Raw genomic sequence first — 17,515 nt, forward strand, 5'->3', positions numbered from 1 at the left:
GTAGGGTCTCCCTTGTGGCACAATCAAGGCGGAGCCTCGGCTTTAAGGGGCTAAGCAGGCGATCAGGGCTTCACCCACCACGCCTCCGGGAAGCCGCTGTTGCGGAAGCCCAGATCGTATTTCGGTGTCTTCTCCGGGAAGCCGAGCGTCGTCCGGTGGGCGATCCAGTTGTCCGGGTTGTACCAGTGCGGCACCATGTAGAAGCCCCACAGCAGCACGCGGTCGAGCGCGCGGGTCGCCGCCTGGACCGAGGCCAGATCCTTCGCCGCCAGCGCCTTCTCGATCATCGCGTCGGCCGCCGGCTCCTTGATGCCGGCGTAGTTGGCCGATCCCCGGACGTCCGCGGCGGCGGAGCCGAAATAGCTGCGCAGCTCGGTTCCCGGCGGGGTGAAGAAGTTGAAGTTCGCCACCACCACGTCGAAGTCGAACTCGTCGGTGCGCGCCTGGAACTGGGCGGTGTCGACCACCCGCAGCACCGCGTCGATGCCCGCCTTGCGCAGCGCCTCCACGTAGGGCTGGATCACGCGGGTCAGCGCGCCGGTGCCGTCGAGGAATTCGATGCTCAGCACCTCGCCGGTCCTGGCGCTGGTCATCCGGCCATTCTTCAGCTCCCACCCGGCCTCGCGGAACAGGCGCATGGCCTCGCGCAGGTTGTTGCGGGTGTTGCCGCTGCCGTCGGTCTTCGGCGGCTCGAAGGGGGTGGTGAAGACGCGCTCCGGCAACTGGGCGCGGAAGGGCTCCAGCAGGGCCAGCTCCTCCGGCGTCGGCGGCCCCTTGGCGCCGAAGTCGGAGTTGGGGAAGTTGGAGGTGGTGCGGAGATACTGGCCATACAGGATGTTCTTCTGAATCCATTCGAAGTCGAACAGATAGCCCAGCGCCTCGCGCACCCGCGGGTCGGCGAACTTGGCGCGGCGTGTGTTCAGGCGGAAGCCCTGGGCGCCCAGCGGCAGATCGCTCTTCACCTCCACGCGATTCACCCGACCGTCCTTTGCGGCGGGGAAGTCGTAGCCGGTGGTCCAGCGCTGCGCCCGGTGCTCGGTGCGGAAGTCGTAGGCGCCGGCCTTGAAGGCCTCGAACATCACGTCGTCGTCGCGATAGTAATCGACCTTCACGCTGTCGAAGTTGTAGAAGCCGCGCGCCGTCGGCAGGTCGCGGCCCCACCAGTCGGCCACCCGCTCGTAGGTGATCGAGCGGCCGGGATCGACGGTTTTGATGCGGTAGGGGCCGCTGCCCAGCACCGGCTCCAGCGTCGTCTTGGAGATGTCGCGTCCGTTGGCGGTCCACCAATGCTCGGGCTGGGGGGCGATGCTGGTGGCGAAGTCGATGATCGGCTTCATCTCCCCCGTGGTCTTCAGGGTGATCTTCAGCCGGTGCTCGTCCACCGCCTCCACCGCGGCGACGCGGTCGAGGAAGGATTTCAGGAAGGGGTTGCCATGCGCCTGGATGGAATCCCAGGCGAAGACCACGTCGCCGGCGGTCACCGGCACGCCGTCGTGCCAGCGCGCGTCCTTGCGCAGGTGGAAGACGGCCCAGCTCCTGTCGTCGGGCAGTTCCACCGACTCCGCCAGCGACCCGTAGGCGGCGTCCATCTCCCAGCCGGAACCGACCATCAGCGAGTCGGCGATCAGCCCCAGCGTGCGCGGGGTGACGCCGCGCAGGATGATCGGGTTCAGGCTGTCGAAGCTGCCCTGGGCGGCCAGGGTGATCTGTCCGCCCTTGGGGGCCTCCGGGTTGGCGTGCGGGAAATGGGTGAAGCCCGGCTTGAACTCCGGCTCGCCGAACTGCTTCAGGGCGGGGACGGTGACCGTTTCCGCTTGGACCGGCGCCGTCAGCGCGAGGAGAGCCAAAACGGCGGTGGTCCGGGCGGCAGCGAGAACTCGGCGCATCGTCGGTCCTGATGTGGTTGGCCTGAGATGAAGGCGGATCAGCCTTAGCATGTACGCGCCTTGCGGCGCGTCAAGTCCGCGTACGCAACGGTATCTTACGCCCGTCCGCTGGCGCCGGCCCGTCCGGGGGCGCAAAAAAGGCGGAAATGCGGCAAGCCCGACGAGGTGGTGACATGTCGATGTTCCGGCGCACGAGCGCGGAGTTTCTCGGCACCTTCTGGCTGGTCTTTGGCGGCTGCGGCAGCGCCGTGCTGTCCGCCGCCTTCCCGGAGGTCGGGATCGGGCTGACCGGCGTCTCCCTGGCCTTCGGCCTGACCGTGCTGACCATGGCCTATTCGGTCGGCCACATCTCCGGCTGCCACCTGAACCCGGCGGTCACGGTGGGGCTGTGGGCCGGCGGACGCTTCCCGGCCAAGGACATCCTGCCCTACGTCATCGCGCAGGTGGTCGGCGCCTTCCTGGCGGCGGTGGTGCTGTACGTCATCGCCACCGGCAAGGCCGACTGGTCGCTGGCCGCCAAGGGGCTTGCCGCCAACGGGTACGGGGAGCATTCGCCGGGCGCGTACAACCTCACCTCCGGCCTCCTGATCGAGGTGGTGCTGACCTTCATGTTCCTGATCGTCATCCTGGGCTCCACCGACCGGCGGGCGCCCGCGGGCTTCGCGCCGCTGGCCATCGGTCTGGCGCTGACGCTGATCCACCTCATCAGCATCCCGGTCACCAACACCTCGGTGAATCCGGCGCGCAGCACCGGGCCGGCGCTGGTCGTCGGCGGCTGGGCGCTGCAGCAGCTCTGGGCCTTCTGGGTGGCGCCGCTGGTCGGCGGGCTGCTCGGCGGGCTGGCGTACCGCGCGCTGGCCGAGGAGATGCCGCCGAAGCCCGCCATCACCGGCGAGGCCCGGCCTTCCACCTGAGCCTTTGCCACCTGAGTCCTTCCGTCTGACCCTTTCCCTTCGGGTCCCTCCCGACTCAGCGGACCGTGCCCCTCCGGCGCGGTCCGTTTTTTATGGGGATGTCCACCTCTACCCGGTGGAAGTCACGGCCTTGTCGCGGGAACTTCGCGGGCGTCAACGGTTATTCTGAACACCCGTTGACGCACAGGGAGTATATCATGCGGCAGTTCGACCCCGATTCCAACCCGATGACCGACGAGGATTACGGCATTGTCCTCGGCCTGTTCATCGGCATTTACCTGGGGCTGCTGGCCGTCTCGCTGCTGCCCTGACCGGCTCGGGTCTTCCGCCAATGGTCGGCCATGCGCTCCATGAGCTGGCGGTAGCGGCGGTCGGACCGCATCATCCGGCGCACCGCCTTGCCGTTGCGCGGATCGGCGAGCATCCATTCCTCCGCGGCCATCTGGTGCTCCGGGTGGATGGACAGCATGTAGATCGCCGCCTGCTCCGGCCCCGTCACGGCCTCTTCCTTCAGCCCCTCCAGGATCGCCCCGACATAGAGCGGCAGAACGTTGCGGAAGTCCTCCGGTCCGGTGCCGTCCTGGCTGGAGACGTCCTCCCCGGCGCCCATCAGGGCGCGGCGCTCCTCCGCCGGCAGGGCGAAGAAGGCGTCCAGCCCCAGCAGCAGGTCGCAGACCGTCTTCTTGCGGACCATCCAGTTCGCCCCGCCCGACACCCGGCCGGCCAGCGAGTGCAGGAAGGGGCGCAGCTTCTCCGGCGATGTCTCGAAGACGGAGCGGGCGGGCGTGGCGATGGTTGCCATGGGCGTGGTCCTCCTGTCTCAGCCGGCCAGGGCGGCCAGCGTCTCGCGGTGGGTGCGGGCGTCGCCCGCGGCGACCACGCGCCCATTGGACTTGGCGTCGAGCGGCCGGCCGTCCCAATCGGTCATCAGCCCGCCGGCCCCGGTCACCACCGGCACCAGCGCCGCGAAGTCGTAGAGCTTCAGCCCCGATTCGACGACGAGGTCGTAATAGCCCGCCGCCAGCAGGCCGTAGCTGTAGCAGTCGCCGCCATAGACCGACACCTTGGCCGCCCCCGCCACCCGGCGGAAGGCGTCCTGGTCTGCTCCGGGGAAGAGGTCGGGCGAGGTGGTGCCCAGAGTCGCCGCGGCCAGCCCCCCGGCGCAGGCGCGCACGCGGGCCGGCTGGCCGTTGAACATGGTGGTGCGGCCCTCGACGCCCAGCCAGCGATCCCGGACGATGGGCTGGTCGATGACGCCGAGCACCGGGCGCCCGCGGTGCAGCAGGGCGATCAGCGTGCCGAAGATCGGGCGGCCGGTGATGAAGGATTTGGTGCCGTCGATGGGGTCGATCACCCAGACCCATTCGGCGTCCAGGTTCTTCGTTCCGAACTCCTCGCCATAGATGCCGTCGTCGGGGCGTTCGGCCTCGATGATGGCGCGGATGGTCCGCTCCGCCTCGCGGTCGGCGATGGTGACGGGAGAGGCGTCGGCCTTGTCGTCCACCGCCACCGGCGTGCGGAAATACTGGCGGATGACCGGGCCGGAGGCGTCGGCCAGACGCTCCGCCAGGGTCACCAGGGGGGTGGGGCAGGGTTCGGTCATGGTCGCTCCGCCGGATCGCGCGTGGTTGGGAAGAGGGCGGCATCCTAGTCGGCTGCTCTCCCGGCGCAAACCATCAATGCGGGGGGAGGGTTGCGCGGGACGCCGCTTCCCCGTTCCGCGGGCTTGTGGCAGCCTCTTCGCCATGCACGACCGCTCCTCCCCACCCGACCGCCCGAACGCCGGCCCGAACGCCTATGCCGGCATCCCGCTCGACCGCGCCGCCGTGCGCCGCAAGGACAAGGACTGGCTGAAAGACGCCTGGGCCTCGCCGAACGCGCGCCTGCTGCCGGTGGCGAAATCCCGCAACTTCGTGACCGGCGCCGCCGACTCGGCCCACGCGGTCGCCGTCGCCTGTGGTGGCGATTGGGGAGTTGAGCCGGTCTTCCTCGGCCTGCTGGACGGCGTGCCGCACTTCACCGTGGACCTGACCGGTCTGGAAGCGCAGGAGGAGCATCCCTCCCTGGCCGGGCTCGGCCGTTTCGAGGATCTGCGCGCCGTCGGCCCGGTGATGGAGGCGACGGAGGCCGGGCTGTGCGCCTACGCCCGCGGCATCACCTGGTGGAACGCCCGGCACCGCTTCTGCGGCGTCTGCGGCTCCGTTGCGGCGGGTGCCGAGGGCGGGCATGTGCGCGTCTGCACCAACCCGGACTGCGCCACCCACCATTTCCCGCGCACCGACCCGGCGGTCATCATGCTGGTCCATGACGGGGCCGGGCGCATGGTGCTGGGCCGCAACTCCCGTTTCCCGCCGGGCATGCATTCGGTGCTGGCCGGCTTCGTCGAGCCGGGCGAAAGCCTGGAGGACAGCGTAAGGCGCGAGGTGCTGGAGGAGGTGGGGCTGGAGGTCACCGACATCCGCTACCACTCGTCCCAGCCCTGGCCCTTCCCGTCCTCGCTGATGCTGGGCTTCAGCGCGCGGGCGGTGACGCTGGACATCCAGACGGACATGGAGGAGCTGGAGACGGCCCACTGGTTCGACCGCGAGTTTCTGCGGACCTTCACACCCAGCGAGGAGTTCCGCCTCGCCCGCCCCGACAGCATCGCCCGCCGCCTGATCGACGAGTGGATCGCCGAGGGGGAGTGAGGGAGACGGCGGGGCGCTTGCCCCCTCCCTGACCCTCCCCCGCTATCGCAGGGGAGGGGATCAAGCTTCCTCTCCTGCGATAGCGGGGGAGGGAAGGGGCCCGCGGCGAAGCCGTGGGAAGGGTGGGGGCAAGTGGGCGGCGGCTCAGGCTCCGGTCAGCATGTCCAAAGCCGCCACGATGGCGGTGTCCTCCGACAGAAGGCTGCCGACGCAGGGGCCAAGATCCGCGATGCGGACGGCGCCGGCGAACTGGGTCACCATGACATGGGGTTGCCCCTCGACGGAGAAGACCGGGTTGAGCCGCTTCGCGGCGAGCGGCGCCTCTCCAGGCGGCAGCAGAGGAACGACAAAGCGGGTGTTCAGATCGCGCAGGATGTTGGCTTGAAGGTCCAGCAGGAAGCCGGAACCGTCAAGGCGGCGATGGACATCGAAACGCGCCATCAATAAGGCCGGTTCTTCGCCAAAGGCAGGCCGTGCGCCTCGACATAGGCGTTGGACGATTCGATGGCCGAACGGTTCTCCTCCCGCCATGCCTGATCCCGGACCTCGGCGATCTGGTCCGCCAGACCGCGCTCGCAAGCCCGCGCGACGTCGATGCCCAGCGTCTTCGCCTGCGCAAGCAGATCGCTGTTCAGGCTGACGTTGGTCGCCTGCTTCGGGGCGGAGTCATCGAAGGGAAGGCGCGTATCGGGCATCTGCTGCTCCACGACCATGCGCCATCAACATGCCCAGGGCCGCCGCCAAGTTCAAGAGCGCCCCTCAATCCTCGCCGATGCGCTGGCTTTCCTGATAGCGGAAGGGGTTGGCCGGGTAGACGCCCAGGATCTTCACCTCGCCGGCGCGGGCGAAGAAGGCCAGCTCCTCCAGCGCCAGACGCAGGGAGCGCTCCTCCGGATGGCCCTCCACGTCGGCGTAGAACTGGGTCTGGGTGAAGTGCCCGCCGACCATGTAGCTTTCCAGCTTCGTCATGTTGATGCCGTTGGTGGCGAAGCCGCCCAGCGCCTTGTAGAGGGCCGCCGGCACGCTGCGCACGCGGAAGACGAAGGTGGTGATGATCTTGGTCCCGGTCCCGGTCCCGGACCCCTCGGTGGGCAGCGGCGGGGTCTTCGGCTCGCGGGACAGGATCAGGAAGCGGGTGGTGTTGTGCTCCGCGTCCTCGATGCCGCCCTTCAGGATGTCCAGACCGTAGATGTCCGCGGCCAGCGAGGAGGCGATGGCGGCGTGCTGCGGGTCGCCCAGCTTGGCGATCTCCGCGGCGGCGCCCGCGGTGTCGGCGTGGGAGATCGCCGTCAGCCCCAGCTCCCGCGTCATGTTGCGGCACTGGGACAGCGCCTGGATGTGGCTGCGCACCGTCTTCAGCCCGGCCAGCGTCGCGCCCTTGGGGGCGAGGAGCTGGTGGTTCACCCGCTGGAAATGCTCGCCGATGATGTGCAGGCCGCCTTCGGGCAGCAGATGGTGGTTGTCGGCCACGCGCCCGGCGATGGAGTTCTCCACCGGGATCATGGCGAGCGCCGCGCGCCCCTCGCGCACGGCGGCGAAGGCGTCCTCGAACGTGGCGCAGGGCAGCGTCGTCATTTCCGGAAAGACCGTCCGGCAGGACAGGTCCGAATAGGCGCCGGGCAGGCCCTGGAAGGCGATCACGTTCGAGGTCGTCATCGGGAGGTCTTCTTTTAAAGGGGGGTGCGCTTGGCGAGGATCGCGCGGGCGCGCTCCAGGTCGGCGGGAGTATCGACGCCGAGCGGAACCGCGTCAACGACGGCGGCGTCGATGCGCATCCCGAAGGCCAGGGCGCGGAGTTGCTCCAGCCGCTCCCGCTGCTCCAGCGCCGAAGGCGGCAGCCGGACGTAGCGCTCCAGCGCGGCGCGGCGGTAGGCGTACAGCCCGATGTGGTGGAACAGCGGCCCGTCGCCCCAGGGGGCGGTGGCGCGGCTGAAATAGAGGGCGCGGCCCCGCCGGGCGCCGGGCGGCAGCTCCAGGACGGCCTTCACCACGTTGGGGTCGGTGCGCTCCTCCTCCCGCGTGATCTCCACCACCAGCGTGGCGATGTCCACCTGCGGGTCGGACAGCGGAGCGAAGGCGGCGCGCACCACGGCGGGCTCGATGGTCGGCAGGTCACCCTGCACGTTCACCACCGCGTCGTATTTTCCCTCCGGGTCGAGCAGGCTGACCGCCTCGAAGATGCGGTCGGAGCCCGAGGGATGGTCGGGCCGGGTCAGCACGGCGGTGCCGCCCGCCGCCTCCACCGCCGCGGCGATCTCAGGCTCGGCGCAGGCGACCACCACCGGGCCGATCTCCGCCTCCATGGCGCGGCGCCACACCTGCACGATCATCGGCGCCCCGCCGATGTCGGCCAACGGCTTCCCCGGCAGGCGGGTGGAGGCCATGCGGGCGGGAATGACCACGATGGGATTCGAGGGCGGCGGGTTCGCCGTGCCCTGGGTGTTTGCGCTGGCGTTCATGTCGGCGTTCATGATGGAACGGCCCCCTGTCACGTCGGAAAGGTGGCGCGGGTGAACCATGGATCGCCCTTTGCGTCAAGCGGCGTCACTCCAATATTCAACTGGCCAACAGTCGGGGAACCGATATTCCTGTGGCAAGGGAGGGGGCCGAAGCGGTGACAAGCCGCCGCGGCCACGCTATCGTGCGGCGGAGAACCAGCCAGCCCTGGCGACGGGCCCGCGGCACGACAAAAAAGGGGAACAAGACGTTATGAGCATGGAGTGGAACAAGATTTTCGGCGCCGTGCTGCTGGCGGGTCTGATCGCCATGCTGGCCGGCTTCGCCGCGGAAGTTCTGGTGCACCCGAAGACGCCTGAGAAACCCGGCTATGTGGTGGCCATGCCGGAGGGTGCCGCTCCGGCCCCCAGCGGTGGCGCCGCCCCGTCCGGCCCCGCCGAGATCGCCCCGCTGCTCGCCAAGGCCGACGCCGCCGCCGGCCAGTCCGCGGCCAAGGCCTGCGCAGCCTGCCACAGCTTCGACAAGGGCGGCCCGAACAAGGTCGGCCCGAACCTCTACGGCATCGTCGGTGCCCCGCACGGCCATCTGGACGGCTTCGCCTATTCCGATGCCATCAAGGGCAAGGCCGGTCCCTGGAACTACGACGAGCTGAACCACTTCCTCTACGACCCGAAGGCCTACGCGCCGGGCACCAAGATGACCTTCGCCGGCGTCAAGAAGGACCAGGAGCGGGCGAACATCATCGCCTATCTGCGCTCCCTGTCCGACAGCCCGGCGCCGCTGCCGCAGTAACGCGCAGCGGTCCCATCCGGGAAACAGGCAAAAGCCCCGCGGTCCGCCGGACGCGGGGCTTTTTCGTTCCGCCTCAAACTGAAAGCCGGCAGATTAACCTTGCATATGACCGCCCTATCGCCGATATAAGGCGCGGGAGGCTGGCGGCGGACGAGTCCCTCGCCAACCCGGTCAGGTCCGGAAGGAAGCAGCCGTAACGAGTTTCGGCTCGGGTCGTTCGTCCAGCCTCCCACCCTTCCCCATAAAGTCCTGCAGCGAATTGAAACGGCGACAGCCCCGTGCCGTGACGCTATTCTGCGCTCCGTCGTGAAGCCGATTACCGGGCCAGCCGCGTGACCGATACCACCGTTGCCGATATGTCCTCTTCCGTTTCCGGGACGTCCGGGGGCCTCGCCTACCGGGTGCTGGCGCGGAAATACCGTCCGAAGAGCTTTGCCGAGCTGATCGGGCAGGACGCGCTCGTCCGCACCCTGACCAACGCCATCCATTCGGGCCGCATCGCCCAAGCCTTCATGCTGACCGGCGTGCGCGGCGTGGGCAAGACGACCACCGCCCGCATCATCGCCCGCGCGCTGAACTGCACCGGGCCGGACGGCACCGGCGGGCCGACGGTGACGCCCTGCGGCGTCTGCGACAATTGCCGGGCCATCGCCGAGGACCGCCACGTCGACGTGATGGAGATGGACGCCGCCAGCCACACCGGCGTGGACGACATCCGCGAGATCATCGACGGCGTGCGCTACGCCCCCGTCTCGGCGCGCTACAAGCTCTACATCATCGACGAGGTCCACATGCTCTCCAAGAGCGCGTTCAACGCGCTCCTGAAGACGCTGGAGGAACCGCCGGCCCATGTGAAGTTCGTCTTCGCCACCACCGAAATCCGCAAGGTGCCGGTGACGGTGCTCTCGCGCTGCCAGCGCTTCGACCTGCGGCGCGTCGACGCCCAGGTGCTGAAGGAGCACTTCACCCGCGTCACCGGGCTGGAGGGGGCGGGGATCGAGCCGGACGCCGCCGCGCTGATCGCGCGGGCCGCCGACGGGTCGGTGCGCGACGGCCTGTCGCTGCTCGATCAGGCCATCGCGCTGGCCGCCGGCACGGTGACCGCGCAACAGGTGCGCGACATGCTGGGTCTGGCCGACCGCAGCAAGGTGATCGACCTGTTCGAGACCGCCGTCTCCGCCAAGCCGGCGGAGGCGATGGACCTGCTGTCCGACCTGCACCGCGTCGGCGCCGATCCGGTGGTGATCCTCCAGGACCTTCTCGACCTCGTGCACAACCTGACGCGGCTGAAGGTGGTGCCGGACAGCGCCAACGACCCCGGCCTGCCCGAGGCGGAGCGCACCCGCGGCGCCGCCCTGTCGGCGAAGCTCGGCATGCCGGCGCTGACCCGCGCGTGGCAGCTCCTGCTGAAGGGGCTGGGCGAGGTGCAGGCGGCCCCGGTGCCGCAGCAGGCGCTGGAGATGGTCATCGTGCGGCTGTCCTACGCCGCCGATCTGCCGACTCCCGGCGACCTGATCCGCCAGTTCCAGAATTTGCAGAACGGCGGCGGGCAAGGTGGCCAGGGTGGCGGTGGCGCCCCGCGCGGTCCCGGCGGCGGGCCGGTGGCGGTGGGCGGCTCCGCCGTGCGCGCCGTCGCCCAGGCCCAGCCGAGCCCGCAGCCGTCTCCCCAGCCCGTGCCGGCCGTTGCCGTCGCCGTGGCCGACGAGGAGCGCGTGGCGATGCCGCGCGACTTCCGCACGCTGGTCCAGGTCTTCGCGGAGAAGCGGGAGGGCGCTCTCTACGGCCATCTGACCGGCAGCGTCCATCTGGTGCGCCTGGAGCCGGGACGGCTGGAACTGCGCCTGACGACTCTGGCCCCGTCGACCCTGCCGAATCGCGTCGGCCAGCTGTTGACGGAATGGACCGGCCAGCGCTGGGTCGTCATCGTCTCGGACGCGCCGGGCGAGCCGACGCTGATCCAGCAGGAGCAGGCCGCCCAGAGGCGCGCACTGGAGGAGGCGGAGGCGCATCCGGTGGTGCGCGCCGTTCTGGACGCCTTTCCCGGCGCGAAGATCACCGATGTCCGCGACCTCAAGGCGGCGGTCGAGGCCGAGCCCCAGGTTGCGGATGACGGGGAGAATCCCGACCTTATGGTCATGCAGCAGGACGACGGGGTTTATTACCCGCTCGACGACGAAGGAGATTTCTGACCCATGAAGAACCTCGGCCAGATGATGAAGCAGGCCCAGCAGATGCAGGCCAAGATGCAGGAGATGCAGGCCCGCCTGGGCGAGGTCGAGATGACCGGCCAGTCGGGCGCCGGCATGGTCAACGTCACGGTCAACGGCAAGGGCGAGATGAAGAAGATCAAGCTCGACAAGTCGATCGTCGACCCGGAGGACATTGAGGTCCTGGAGGACCTGATCATCGCCGCCTTCAACGACGCCAAGGCCAAGGTGGAGCAGCACGTCGCCAACGAGACCCAGAACCTGATGGGCGGGATGAAGCTGCCGCCGGGCATGAAGCTGCCGTTCTGAGTTGTCATGGCCGGGTCGAACGCGGCCCGGCCGCCCTTTGAAACCAACGAAGCCGTGCCAGCGAAGCCGTGAATGATCGGACCTGAAATCGAGCGCCTGATCCAACTCCTGTCCAAGCTGCCGGGGCTGGGGCCGCGGTCGGCGCGGCGGGCGGCGCTGCACCTGATGAAGCGCCGCGACAGCCTGTTGGTGCCACTGTCCGAATCCATGGCGCTCGCCGCAGAGGCCATCCGCAACTGCTCGGTCTGCGGCAACCTCGACAGCCGCGATCCCTGCTCCGTCTGTTCCGACCACAGCCGCGACCGCTCGACCATCTGCGTGGTGGAGGATGCCGGCGACCTCTGGGCGCTGGAGCGCACGCGCGCCTTCCACGGCACCTACCATGTGCTGGGCGGCACGCTATCGGCCTTGCAGGGGGTGGGGCCGGACGATCTGAACATCCCGTCCCTGGTGGAGCGCGCGAAGGACCCGGCGGTGACCGAAGTGATCCTGGCGCTGAACGCCACGGTGGACGGCCAGACCACCGCCCATGTGGTGACCGACCGCCTGTCCGGCAGCGGGGTTTCCGTGTCCCGTCTGGCTCATGGCGTGCCGGTGGGCGGGGAACTGGATTACTTGGACGACGGGACGCTGACCGCGGCGTTGAAGGCGCGGCGGCCTTTGTGAGATAAGTATTTTTGTGAGGGAAGTATTGCCCCCTCCCTAACCCTCCCCCGCTTCGCAGGGGAGGGGATAAAGCTCCCTCCCCTGCGAAGCGGGGGAGGGAAGGGGCCCGCGCAGCGGGAAGGGTGGGGGCCGCCTCGACCACCCACCCAATTCCCCCAAACTCTTACTTCTTCTTCAGCGCGGCCACGCCCGGCAGGTCCTTGCCTTCCAGCCACTCCAGGAAGGCGCCGCCGGCGGCGGAGATGTAGGTGAACTTCTCCTCCACGCCGGCATGGGCCAGCGCCGACACGGTGTCGCCGCCGCCGGCCACCGACAGCAGGCCGCCTTCCGACGTGCGCTCGGCGACGAGGCCGGCGACGGCGTTGGTGCCGGCGTCGAAGGGCTGGATCTCGAAGGCGCCCAGCGGGCCGTTCCACACCACCGTCTTGGCACCCTGGAGCTTCAGGCCCAGGAATTCGACGGTCGCCGGGCCGACGTCCAGCGCCATCTCGTCGGCGCCGATGCCGTCCGCCGGAACGGCGCGGTGGGCCGCACCGGCCTTGAACTCCTTGGCGACGATGAAGTCCTTCGGCAGCAGCAGCTCGCAATTGGCGGCCTTGGCGGTCTCCATGATGGCGCGGGCCTGATCGGCCATGTCCTTCTCGCAGAGCGAGGCGCCGACATCCACGCCCTGAGCGTAGAGGAAGGTGTTGGCCATGCCGCCGCCCAGCGCCAGCATGTCCACCTTCTTCACGAGGTTGCCGAGCAGGTCCAGCTTGGTGGAGATCTTGGCGCCGCCGACGACGGCGGCCACCGGACGCTCCGGCTTCTCCAGCGCCTTGGTCAGCGCCTCAAGCTCGGCCTGCATCAGGCGGCCCGCGGCGGCGGGCAGATGCTGGGCGACGCCCTCGGTCGAGGCGTGGGCGCGGTGCGCGGCGGAGAAGGCGTCGTTGACGTAGAGGTCCCCCAACTCGGCGATCCGCTTGGCGAAGGCCGGATCGTTCTTTTCCTCTTCCGCGTGGAAGCGGGTGTTCTCCAGCAGCACGATGGCGCCCGGCTGCACGCCGTCGATGGCGGCCTTGGCCTTGTCGCCGACGCAATCCTCGCCGAAGGCGACGGTCTGGCCGACGGCGGCGCTCAGCGCGTCCAGCACGTTGCGCAGCGAGTTCTTGGCGTCCGGGCCGTTCTTCGGGCGGCCGAAGTGCGACAGAACCACGACCTTCGCACCCTTCTTCGCCAACTCGGTCAGAGTCGGCGCCAGACGGTCGATGCGGGTCGTGTCGGAGACCTTGCCGTCCTGCATAGGGACGTTGAGGTCGGCACGCACCAGCACCGTCTTGCCGTTCACGTCGAGGTCGTCGATGGTGTTGAACTCGGTCATGGCTGCTGTCCCTACGGGTTGAACTTTTGCCGGGCAATCCAGCACAGGGACGCCCGCTTTGCAACGGCCCGCGTGGGCGACCGGATGCCCCATGCGGCGAAAAGACGGGGCTCTGGGCGGGCGGGACCGCCGATCCCATCTCTATCTCCATGAACAGAATCACCCCGCCATCCTCCGCCCAACTGGCTCCCCGGCTGGCCCCACGGCTGGCTTACGCGGCCAGCCAGTCCGCCCGCGTCGCCTGGTTCCTCGGCCAGTACATGATGGCTGCGCGGATCGGCCGACGGATCACCGGACCGCCGCGGACCACCCCGCCCGGGGGGCGGCCGGTGCCCGGCACCCGCGTGATCCTGGAGGAGCTGCGGGCCCTGCTGGCCCGCGACCTCGCCAACATCGAGGCGGGCTACTACCGCCTGCCGCACGACCTGATGCCCGACCCGCGCCGGCTGCTGACCGACGCCGCGGCCTTCTTCCGCGACGTGCCGGAGGTGTCGCGCCGCCGCCGCGACCACGCGGCGGTGGAGGTGCGCGCCAACCCGCCGCCGGGCAGCGGGGGGCTGCCCGCCTACTACCGCCAGAACTTCCATTACCAGACCGGCGGCTACCTGACGGAGGAGAGCGCCCGCCTCTACGACCATCAGGTGGAGGTGCTGTTCGGCGGCGGCGCCGACGCCATGCGCCGGCAAACCCTGGTGCCGATCTTCGAGCATCTGAAAACGCGCCGCAGCGCGGATTGCCGCCTGCTCGACGTGGCCGCCGGGACAGGGCGCTTCCTGACTTTCGTGAAGGACAACCACCCGCGCCTGCCGGTCATCGCGCTCGACCTCTCCCCGGCCTATCTGCGCGAGGCGCGGCGCAACCTCGCCCCGTGGGCGCGCAGCAGCGCGCTGCTCCAGGCGGCGGCGGAGGCGATCCCGCTGGCCACCGGGTCGCAGGACATAGTGACCTGCATCTACCTGTTCCACGAGCTGCCGCCGAAGATCCGCGCCCAGGCCGCCGCCGAGATGGCCCGCGTGCTGAAGCCCGGCGGCATCCTGGTCTTCATGGACAGCGTGCAGTACGGCGACAACCCGATGATGGACGGGCTGATCGACCGCTTCCCGCAGTCCTTCCACGAGCCCTTCTACGCCCATTACGCCCGCGACGACCTGCCCGCGCTGTTCGCCGCCGGCGGGTTGCGCCTGCGCGAGACGTCGCTGGCCTACATGTCCAAGCTCCTGGTGCTGGAAAAGACGGCCCCCTGATTGCGGGGACTGCAACAAAAGCGTCATGGTTCTGTAACTTGACCGTGGCTGGGGCCTGTGCAAAACGGGGATCCACCGGAAACGACGGGGCACGAATGGTGGTCGAAGCGGAGTCCAACCGGGAAACCGAGCTGAAGCTGGCCGTCAGGGCCGAAGACATGGCGAAGCTCCGGTCCTGCCCGGCGGTCGCATCCCGCGCCAAGGGAAAAGCCGCCACCAAGACCCTGGAAAGCACCTATTACGACACCGCCGACCGGCGTCTGGCCGGGCGGCTGGTGACGTTGCGCGTGCGCAAGGTCGGCAACCAGTATCTCCAGACCGTCAAGGGCGCGCCGGAGCGCGGCGAGCTTGGCCGGGCGGAGTGGGAGCATCCGGTCGCCGGACCGGCCCCCGACCTGTCGGCCATCGAGTCGCCGGAGGCGCTGGACCTGTTGGGCTCGATCAGCGCGGCGGAGCTGCAGCCGCTCTTCACCACGCTCATCCAGCGCACCGTGCGCGTGGTGACGTTGGGCGAGGGCGAGAGTGCCAGCCGCATCGAGGTCGCCTTCGACAGCGGCGAGATCCGCGCCCCCGACGGCGCTTCCATCCCGGTGTCGGAGGTGGAGCTGGAGCTTCTCGAAGGCTCCGCCGCCGCCCTCTACGATCTGGCGCTGGAGCTGGCCCAGGCCGCCCCGCTGCGGCTCGACCCGCGCACCAAGGCGGAGCGCGGCTATGCGCTCGCCGACGGGTCGGTGGACAAGGTGGTCAAGGCGGGCAAGTTGGAGCTCGACCGCGACACCACGGTGGAAGGCGCGCTGGCCCGCATCCTGCGCTCCTGCATCGGCCACATGCTGGCGAACGAGGCGGTCACCCTGATCGGCGAGGACACGGAGGGCGTCCACCAGATGCGCGTGGCGCTGCGCCGCCTGCGCTCGGCGCTCGCCCTGTTCAAGGACTTCATCCCCGCCGACTCCTACGCTTGGCTGGTCGGCGAGGTGAAGTGGCTGGGCGGCAGCCTCGGCCCGGCGCGCGACTGGGACGTCTTCCTGGCCGAGCTGCTGGAGCCGGTGAAGGACTCCTTCCACCGCGCCGACGGGCACGGCAAACCGCTCCAGGAGGACATCGACGCGCTCGCCGCAGCGGCGCGGGCCCGCCGCGACCGCGCCTACGAAGGGGTGCGCGAGGCCATCCGGTCGGAGCGCTACACCAGCTTCCTGCTGAAGTTCGGCACCTGGGTCGAGTCGCGGGGCTGGCGCGACCAGCCGGTCAGCGAGCATTCCGCCCGGCTGTTCGATCCGGTGGAGGATCTGGCCGACCATCTGCTGTCGCGCCGCGCCAAGAAGGCCCGCCGCGCCGGCCACGGATTCGCGAGCCTGTCGGTGACCGAGCGGCACGAGCTGCGCATCGCCCTGAAGAAGCTGCGCTACGCGGCGGAGTTCTTCCGCAGCCTCTACGACGACAAGCCGGCCCGCCGCTACATCCAGGACCTGTCGGCCTTCCAGGACGCGCTGGGCCATCTGAACGACGTGGCGACGGCGACCCGCCTGCTGCACGAGCTGCACGACGACGGCAGCCGCCCCGAGCCGGGCGAGCCGCGCGCCGCCGGCATCGTCATCGGCTGGCACGCCCGCGGCGTCGCGGAGTCCGAACCGGCGCTGCGCGACTTGTGGAAGGAGTTCGCCGACGCGAAAGCCTTCTGGTCAAAGCCCGACCGGGAGGGGTAATCTTCCCGCCCATGCGGACCATCCTCGTCGCCAACATCAAGGGCGGTTGCGGCAAGACCACGATCGCCACCCACCTCGCCGCGGCCTGCGCCGCCGCCGGTCACAGCACGGCGCTGGCCGACGTGGACCGCCAGCGCTCCTCGCTCGGCTGGCTGGCCCGCCGCCCGGCCACGGCTTCCGCCCTGGTCGGTCTGGACTGGGCAAAGGACCTATCCGACGCGCCGAAGGGCATCCAGCGCCTCGTCATCGACGCGCCGGCGGCCCTGAAGACCAAGCAGATCGAGGATCTGGTGCGGATGGCCGACGTCGTCGTGCTGCCGGTGCTGCCCAGCGCCTTCGACGAGCAGGCGACTCAGCGCTTCCTCGGCAAGCTGGAGGAGCTGAAGTCGATCGCCAGGAACCGCAAGTCGGTGGCGGTGGTCGGCAACCGCCTGCGCCCCCGCACCAAGGCGGCGGACCGGCTGGACCAGTTCCTCGGCGGGGTCGGGCACAGCGTGGTGACCCGTCTGCGCGACAGCCAGATCTACGCCGACGCCGCGGCCTCCGGCCTCAGCCTGTTCGACCTGACCGGCAAGCGCGCCGCCGAGCACCGCGCCGACTGGGAACCGCTGCTGGCCTACATCGAGAAGGCGTGAGCTGGGAAGGCGCCGTTACAGTCTGTTACGTTCGAGGGTGGTGCGGGACATCAAGCGGTTACAATCCGGCCCCACTTTGGCCGCATTCCGTTCAACCCGCGAGCCATCCTCCCCCATGCCATCAATCACCTCCACCATCACCCGGCAGATCGTCACGCCGGTGACCATCGTCCTGTTCGTCGTCTCCACGGTGACGGGAATCATGCTGCTGCTGCACTGGAACGGCAATCTGGTGCGCTTCTCCCACGAATGGCTCAGCGTCGGCTTCTCGGCCATCGGTGTGTGGCATCTGGCGCGCAACTGGGCCGCTTTCCTCCAATACTTCAAGCGCAACGTGGCCCTGTCGGCCTTCGTGGTCAGCGTCGCCGGCTCGCTGGTCTTCACGGCGATGACCGGAACACCGGCCTCCACCGGCGGGCCCGGCGCGATGATGCGGGCGGTGGCGAACGCCCCGCTGGCGACGGTGGCGCCGGTCTTCGGTTTGGACCCCGACAAGGCCATCCAGGCGCTCAAGGCCGCCAACATCGAGGCGCAGCCCGGCGAGTCGCTGTCGGTCATCGGCACCCGTGCCGGGATGAACGCGGTGGGCGTGGCGAACATCCTCACCGCCGCCAAGCCGCCCAGGCCGGCGTCGTAACGTTTTGGATGCGACCGC

The 17,515-nt window shown here is 69.4% G+C and carries 18 protein-coding genes and 1 other RNA gene; 11 read left to right on the forward strand and 8 right to left on the reverse strand.

The genetic code is table 11. The features are described 5' to 3' along the window. Positions 1–62: 62 nt before the first annotated feature. Positions 63–1,886: an extracellular solute-binding protein gene (locus ACFPMG_RS13570; RefSeq protein WP_376995631.1), complete on the reverse strand. Its 1,824-nt coding sequence runs from the start codon at positions 1,884–1,886 to the stop codon at positions 63–65. Between the two features lie 173 nt (positions 1,887–2,059). On the opposite strand from ACFPMG_RS13570, the gene aqpZ reads away from it, so the two are divergent. Beyond that, positions 2,060–2,800, forward strand: a complete 741-nt coding sequence (gene aqpZ, locus ACFPMG_RS13575) for an aquaporin Z (protein WP_114861845.1) — start codon at positions 2,060–2,062, stop codon at positions 2,798–2,800. Positions 2,801–3,074: 274 nt separating this feature from the next. Here the strand turns inward: aqpZ and ACFPMG_RS13580 are convergent, their stop codons facing one another. Next, entirely contained in the window at positions 3,075–3,602 is a 528-nt protein-coding gene (locus tag ACFPMG_RS13580) for a hypothetical protein (protein ID WP_376995632.1), read from the reverse strand. 18 nt (positions 3,603–3,620) lie between these two features. Continuing rightward, a complete protein-coding gene (gene hisN, locus ACFPMG_RS13585; RefSeq protein WP_376995633.1) occupies positions 3,621–4,403 on the reverse strand; it encodes a histidinol-phosphatase in 783 nt (260 codons plus the stop codon). Positions 4,404–4,545: 142 nt separating this feature from the next. Here hisN and nudC point away from each other — a divergent pair, with 142 nt between their 5' ends. Continuing rightward, entirely contained in the window at positions 4,546–5,487 is a 942-nt protein-coding gene (nudC, locus tag ACFPMG_RS13590; RefSeq protein ID WP_376995634.1) for an NAD(+) diphosphatase, read from the forward strand. A 144-nt stretch (positions 5,488–5,631) separates the two neighbouring features. On the opposite strand, the gene ACFPMG_RS13595 is transcribed toward nudC, so the two are convergent. The 4 genes from ACFPMG_RS13595 to ACFPMG_RS13610 all read right to left on the reverse strand — a co-directional run bounded on the left by ACFPMG_RS13595 (position 5,632) and on the right by ACFPMG_RS13610 (position 7,946). Then, on the reverse strand, positions 5,632–5,928 hold the full coding sequence (locus ACFPMG_RS13595; protein ID WP_376995635.1) for a CcdB family protein: 297 nt from the start codon (positions 5,926–5,928) through the stop codon (positions 5,632–5,634). Next, positions 5,928–6,182: a type II toxin-antitoxin system CcdA family antitoxin gene (locus tag ACFPMG_RS13600; protein ID WP_376995636.1), complete on the reverse strand. Its 255-nt coding sequence runs from the start codon at positions 6,180–6,182 to the stop codon at positions 5,928–5,930. Before ACFPMG_RS13600 ends, ACFPMG_RS13595 begins: the two co-directional genes overlap by 1 nt. 64 nt (positions 6,183–6,246) lie before the next feature. After that, positions 6,247–7,143, reverse strand: coding sequence for a prephenate dehydratase (locus tag ACFPMG_RS13605; RefSeq protein ID WP_376995637.1), 897 nt, complete (start codon positions 7,141–7,143; stop codon positions 6,247–6,249). A 14-nt stretch (positions 7,144–7,157) separates the two neighbouring features. Next, positions 7,158–7,946 (reverse strand): 3-deoxy-manno-octulosonate cytidylyltransferase, encoded by a 789-nt coding sequence (locus tag ACFPMG_RS13610; RefSeq protein ID WP_376995720.1) that lies wholly within the window; start codon positions 7,944–7,946, stop codon positions 7,158–7,160. Between the two features lie 250 nt (positions 7,947–8,196). Here ACFPMG_RS13610 and ACFPMG_RS13615 point away from each other — a divergent pair, with 250 nt between their 5' ends. From ACFPMG_RS13615 to recR, 5 genes are all read left to right on the forward strand, one after another. After that, on the forward strand, positions 8,197–8,736 hold the full coding sequence (locus ACFPMG_RS13615) for a c-type cytochrome (RefSeq protein WP_137103483.1): 540 nt from the start codon (positions 8,197–8,199) through the stop codon (positions 8,734–8,736). Positions 8,737–8,871: 135 nt separating this feature from the next. Then, an RNA gene (gene ffs / locus ACFPMG_RS13620) (signal recognition particle sRNA small type) lies at positions 8,872–8,969 on the forward strand. A 99-nt stretch (positions 8,970–9,068) separates the two neighbouring features. Then, complete coding sequence (locus ACFPMG_RS13625) at positions 9,069–10,925, forward strand: DNA polymerase III subunit gamma/tau (RefSeq protein ID WP_376995638.1); 1,857 nt, start codon at positions 9,069–9,071, stop codon at positions 10,923–10,925. A 3-nt stretch (positions 10,926–10,928) separates the two neighbouring features. Continuing rightward, entirely contained in the window at positions 10,929–11,252 is a 324-nt protein-coding gene (locus ACFPMG_RS13630) for a YbaB/EbfC family nucleoid-associated protein (protein WP_014239409.1), read from the forward strand. A 72-nt stretch (positions 11,253–11,324) separates the two neighbouring features. After that, positions 11,325–11,918 (forward strand): recombination mediator RecR, encoded by a 594-nt coding sequence (gene recR, locus ACFPMG_RS13635; RefSeq protein WP_014239410.1) that lies wholly within the window; start codon positions 11,325–11,327, stop codon positions 11,916–11,918. Positions 11,919–12,081: 163 nt separating this feature from the next. Here recR and ACFPMG_RS13640 read toward each other — a convergent pair whose 3' ends face one another. Beyond that, positions 12,082–13,278, reverse strand: coding sequence for a phosphoglycerate kinase (locus tag ACFPMG_RS13640; protein WP_376995639.1), 1,197 nt, complete (start codon positions 13,276–13,278; stop codon positions 12,082–12,084). Between the two features lie 149 nt (positions 13,279–13,427). On the opposite strand from ACFPMG_RS13640, the gene ACFPMG_RS13645 reads away from it, so the two are divergent. From ACFPMG_RS13645 to ACFPMG_RS13660, 4 genes are all read left to right on the forward strand, one after another. Next, a complete protein-coding gene (locus ACFPMG_RS13645) occupies positions 13,428–14,522 on the forward strand; it encodes a class I SAM-dependent methyltransferase (RefSeq protein ID WP_376995640.1) in 1,095 nt (364 codons plus the stop codon). A 95-nt stretch (positions 14,523–14,617) separates the two neighbouring features. Then, entirely contained in the window at positions 14,618–16,225 is a 1,608-nt protein-coding gene (locus ACFPMG_RS13650) for a CYTH and CHAD domain-containing protein (protein WP_376995641.1), read from the forward strand. Positions 16,226–16,236: 11 nt separating this feature from the next. Further along, entirely contained in the window at positions 16,237–16,860 is a 624-nt protein-coding gene (locus tag ACFPMG_RS13655; protein ID WP_200527654.1) for a nucleotide-binding protein, read from the forward strand. Positions 16,861–16,975: 115 nt separating this feature from the next. Continuing rightward, positions 16,976–17,497, forward strand: a complete 522-nt coding sequence (locus ACFPMG_RS13660; RefSeq protein ID WP_376995642.1) for a DUF4405 domain-containing protein — start codon at positions 16,976–16,978, stop codon at positions 17,495–17,497. Positions 17,498–17,515: the final 18 nt, after the last annotated feature.

Source organism: Azospirillum himalayense (assembly GCF_042657465.1).
GTDB classification, from domain to species: domain Bacteria; phylum Pseudomonadota; class Alphaproteobacteria; order Azospirillales; family Azospirillaceae; genus Azospirillum; species Azospirillum himalayense.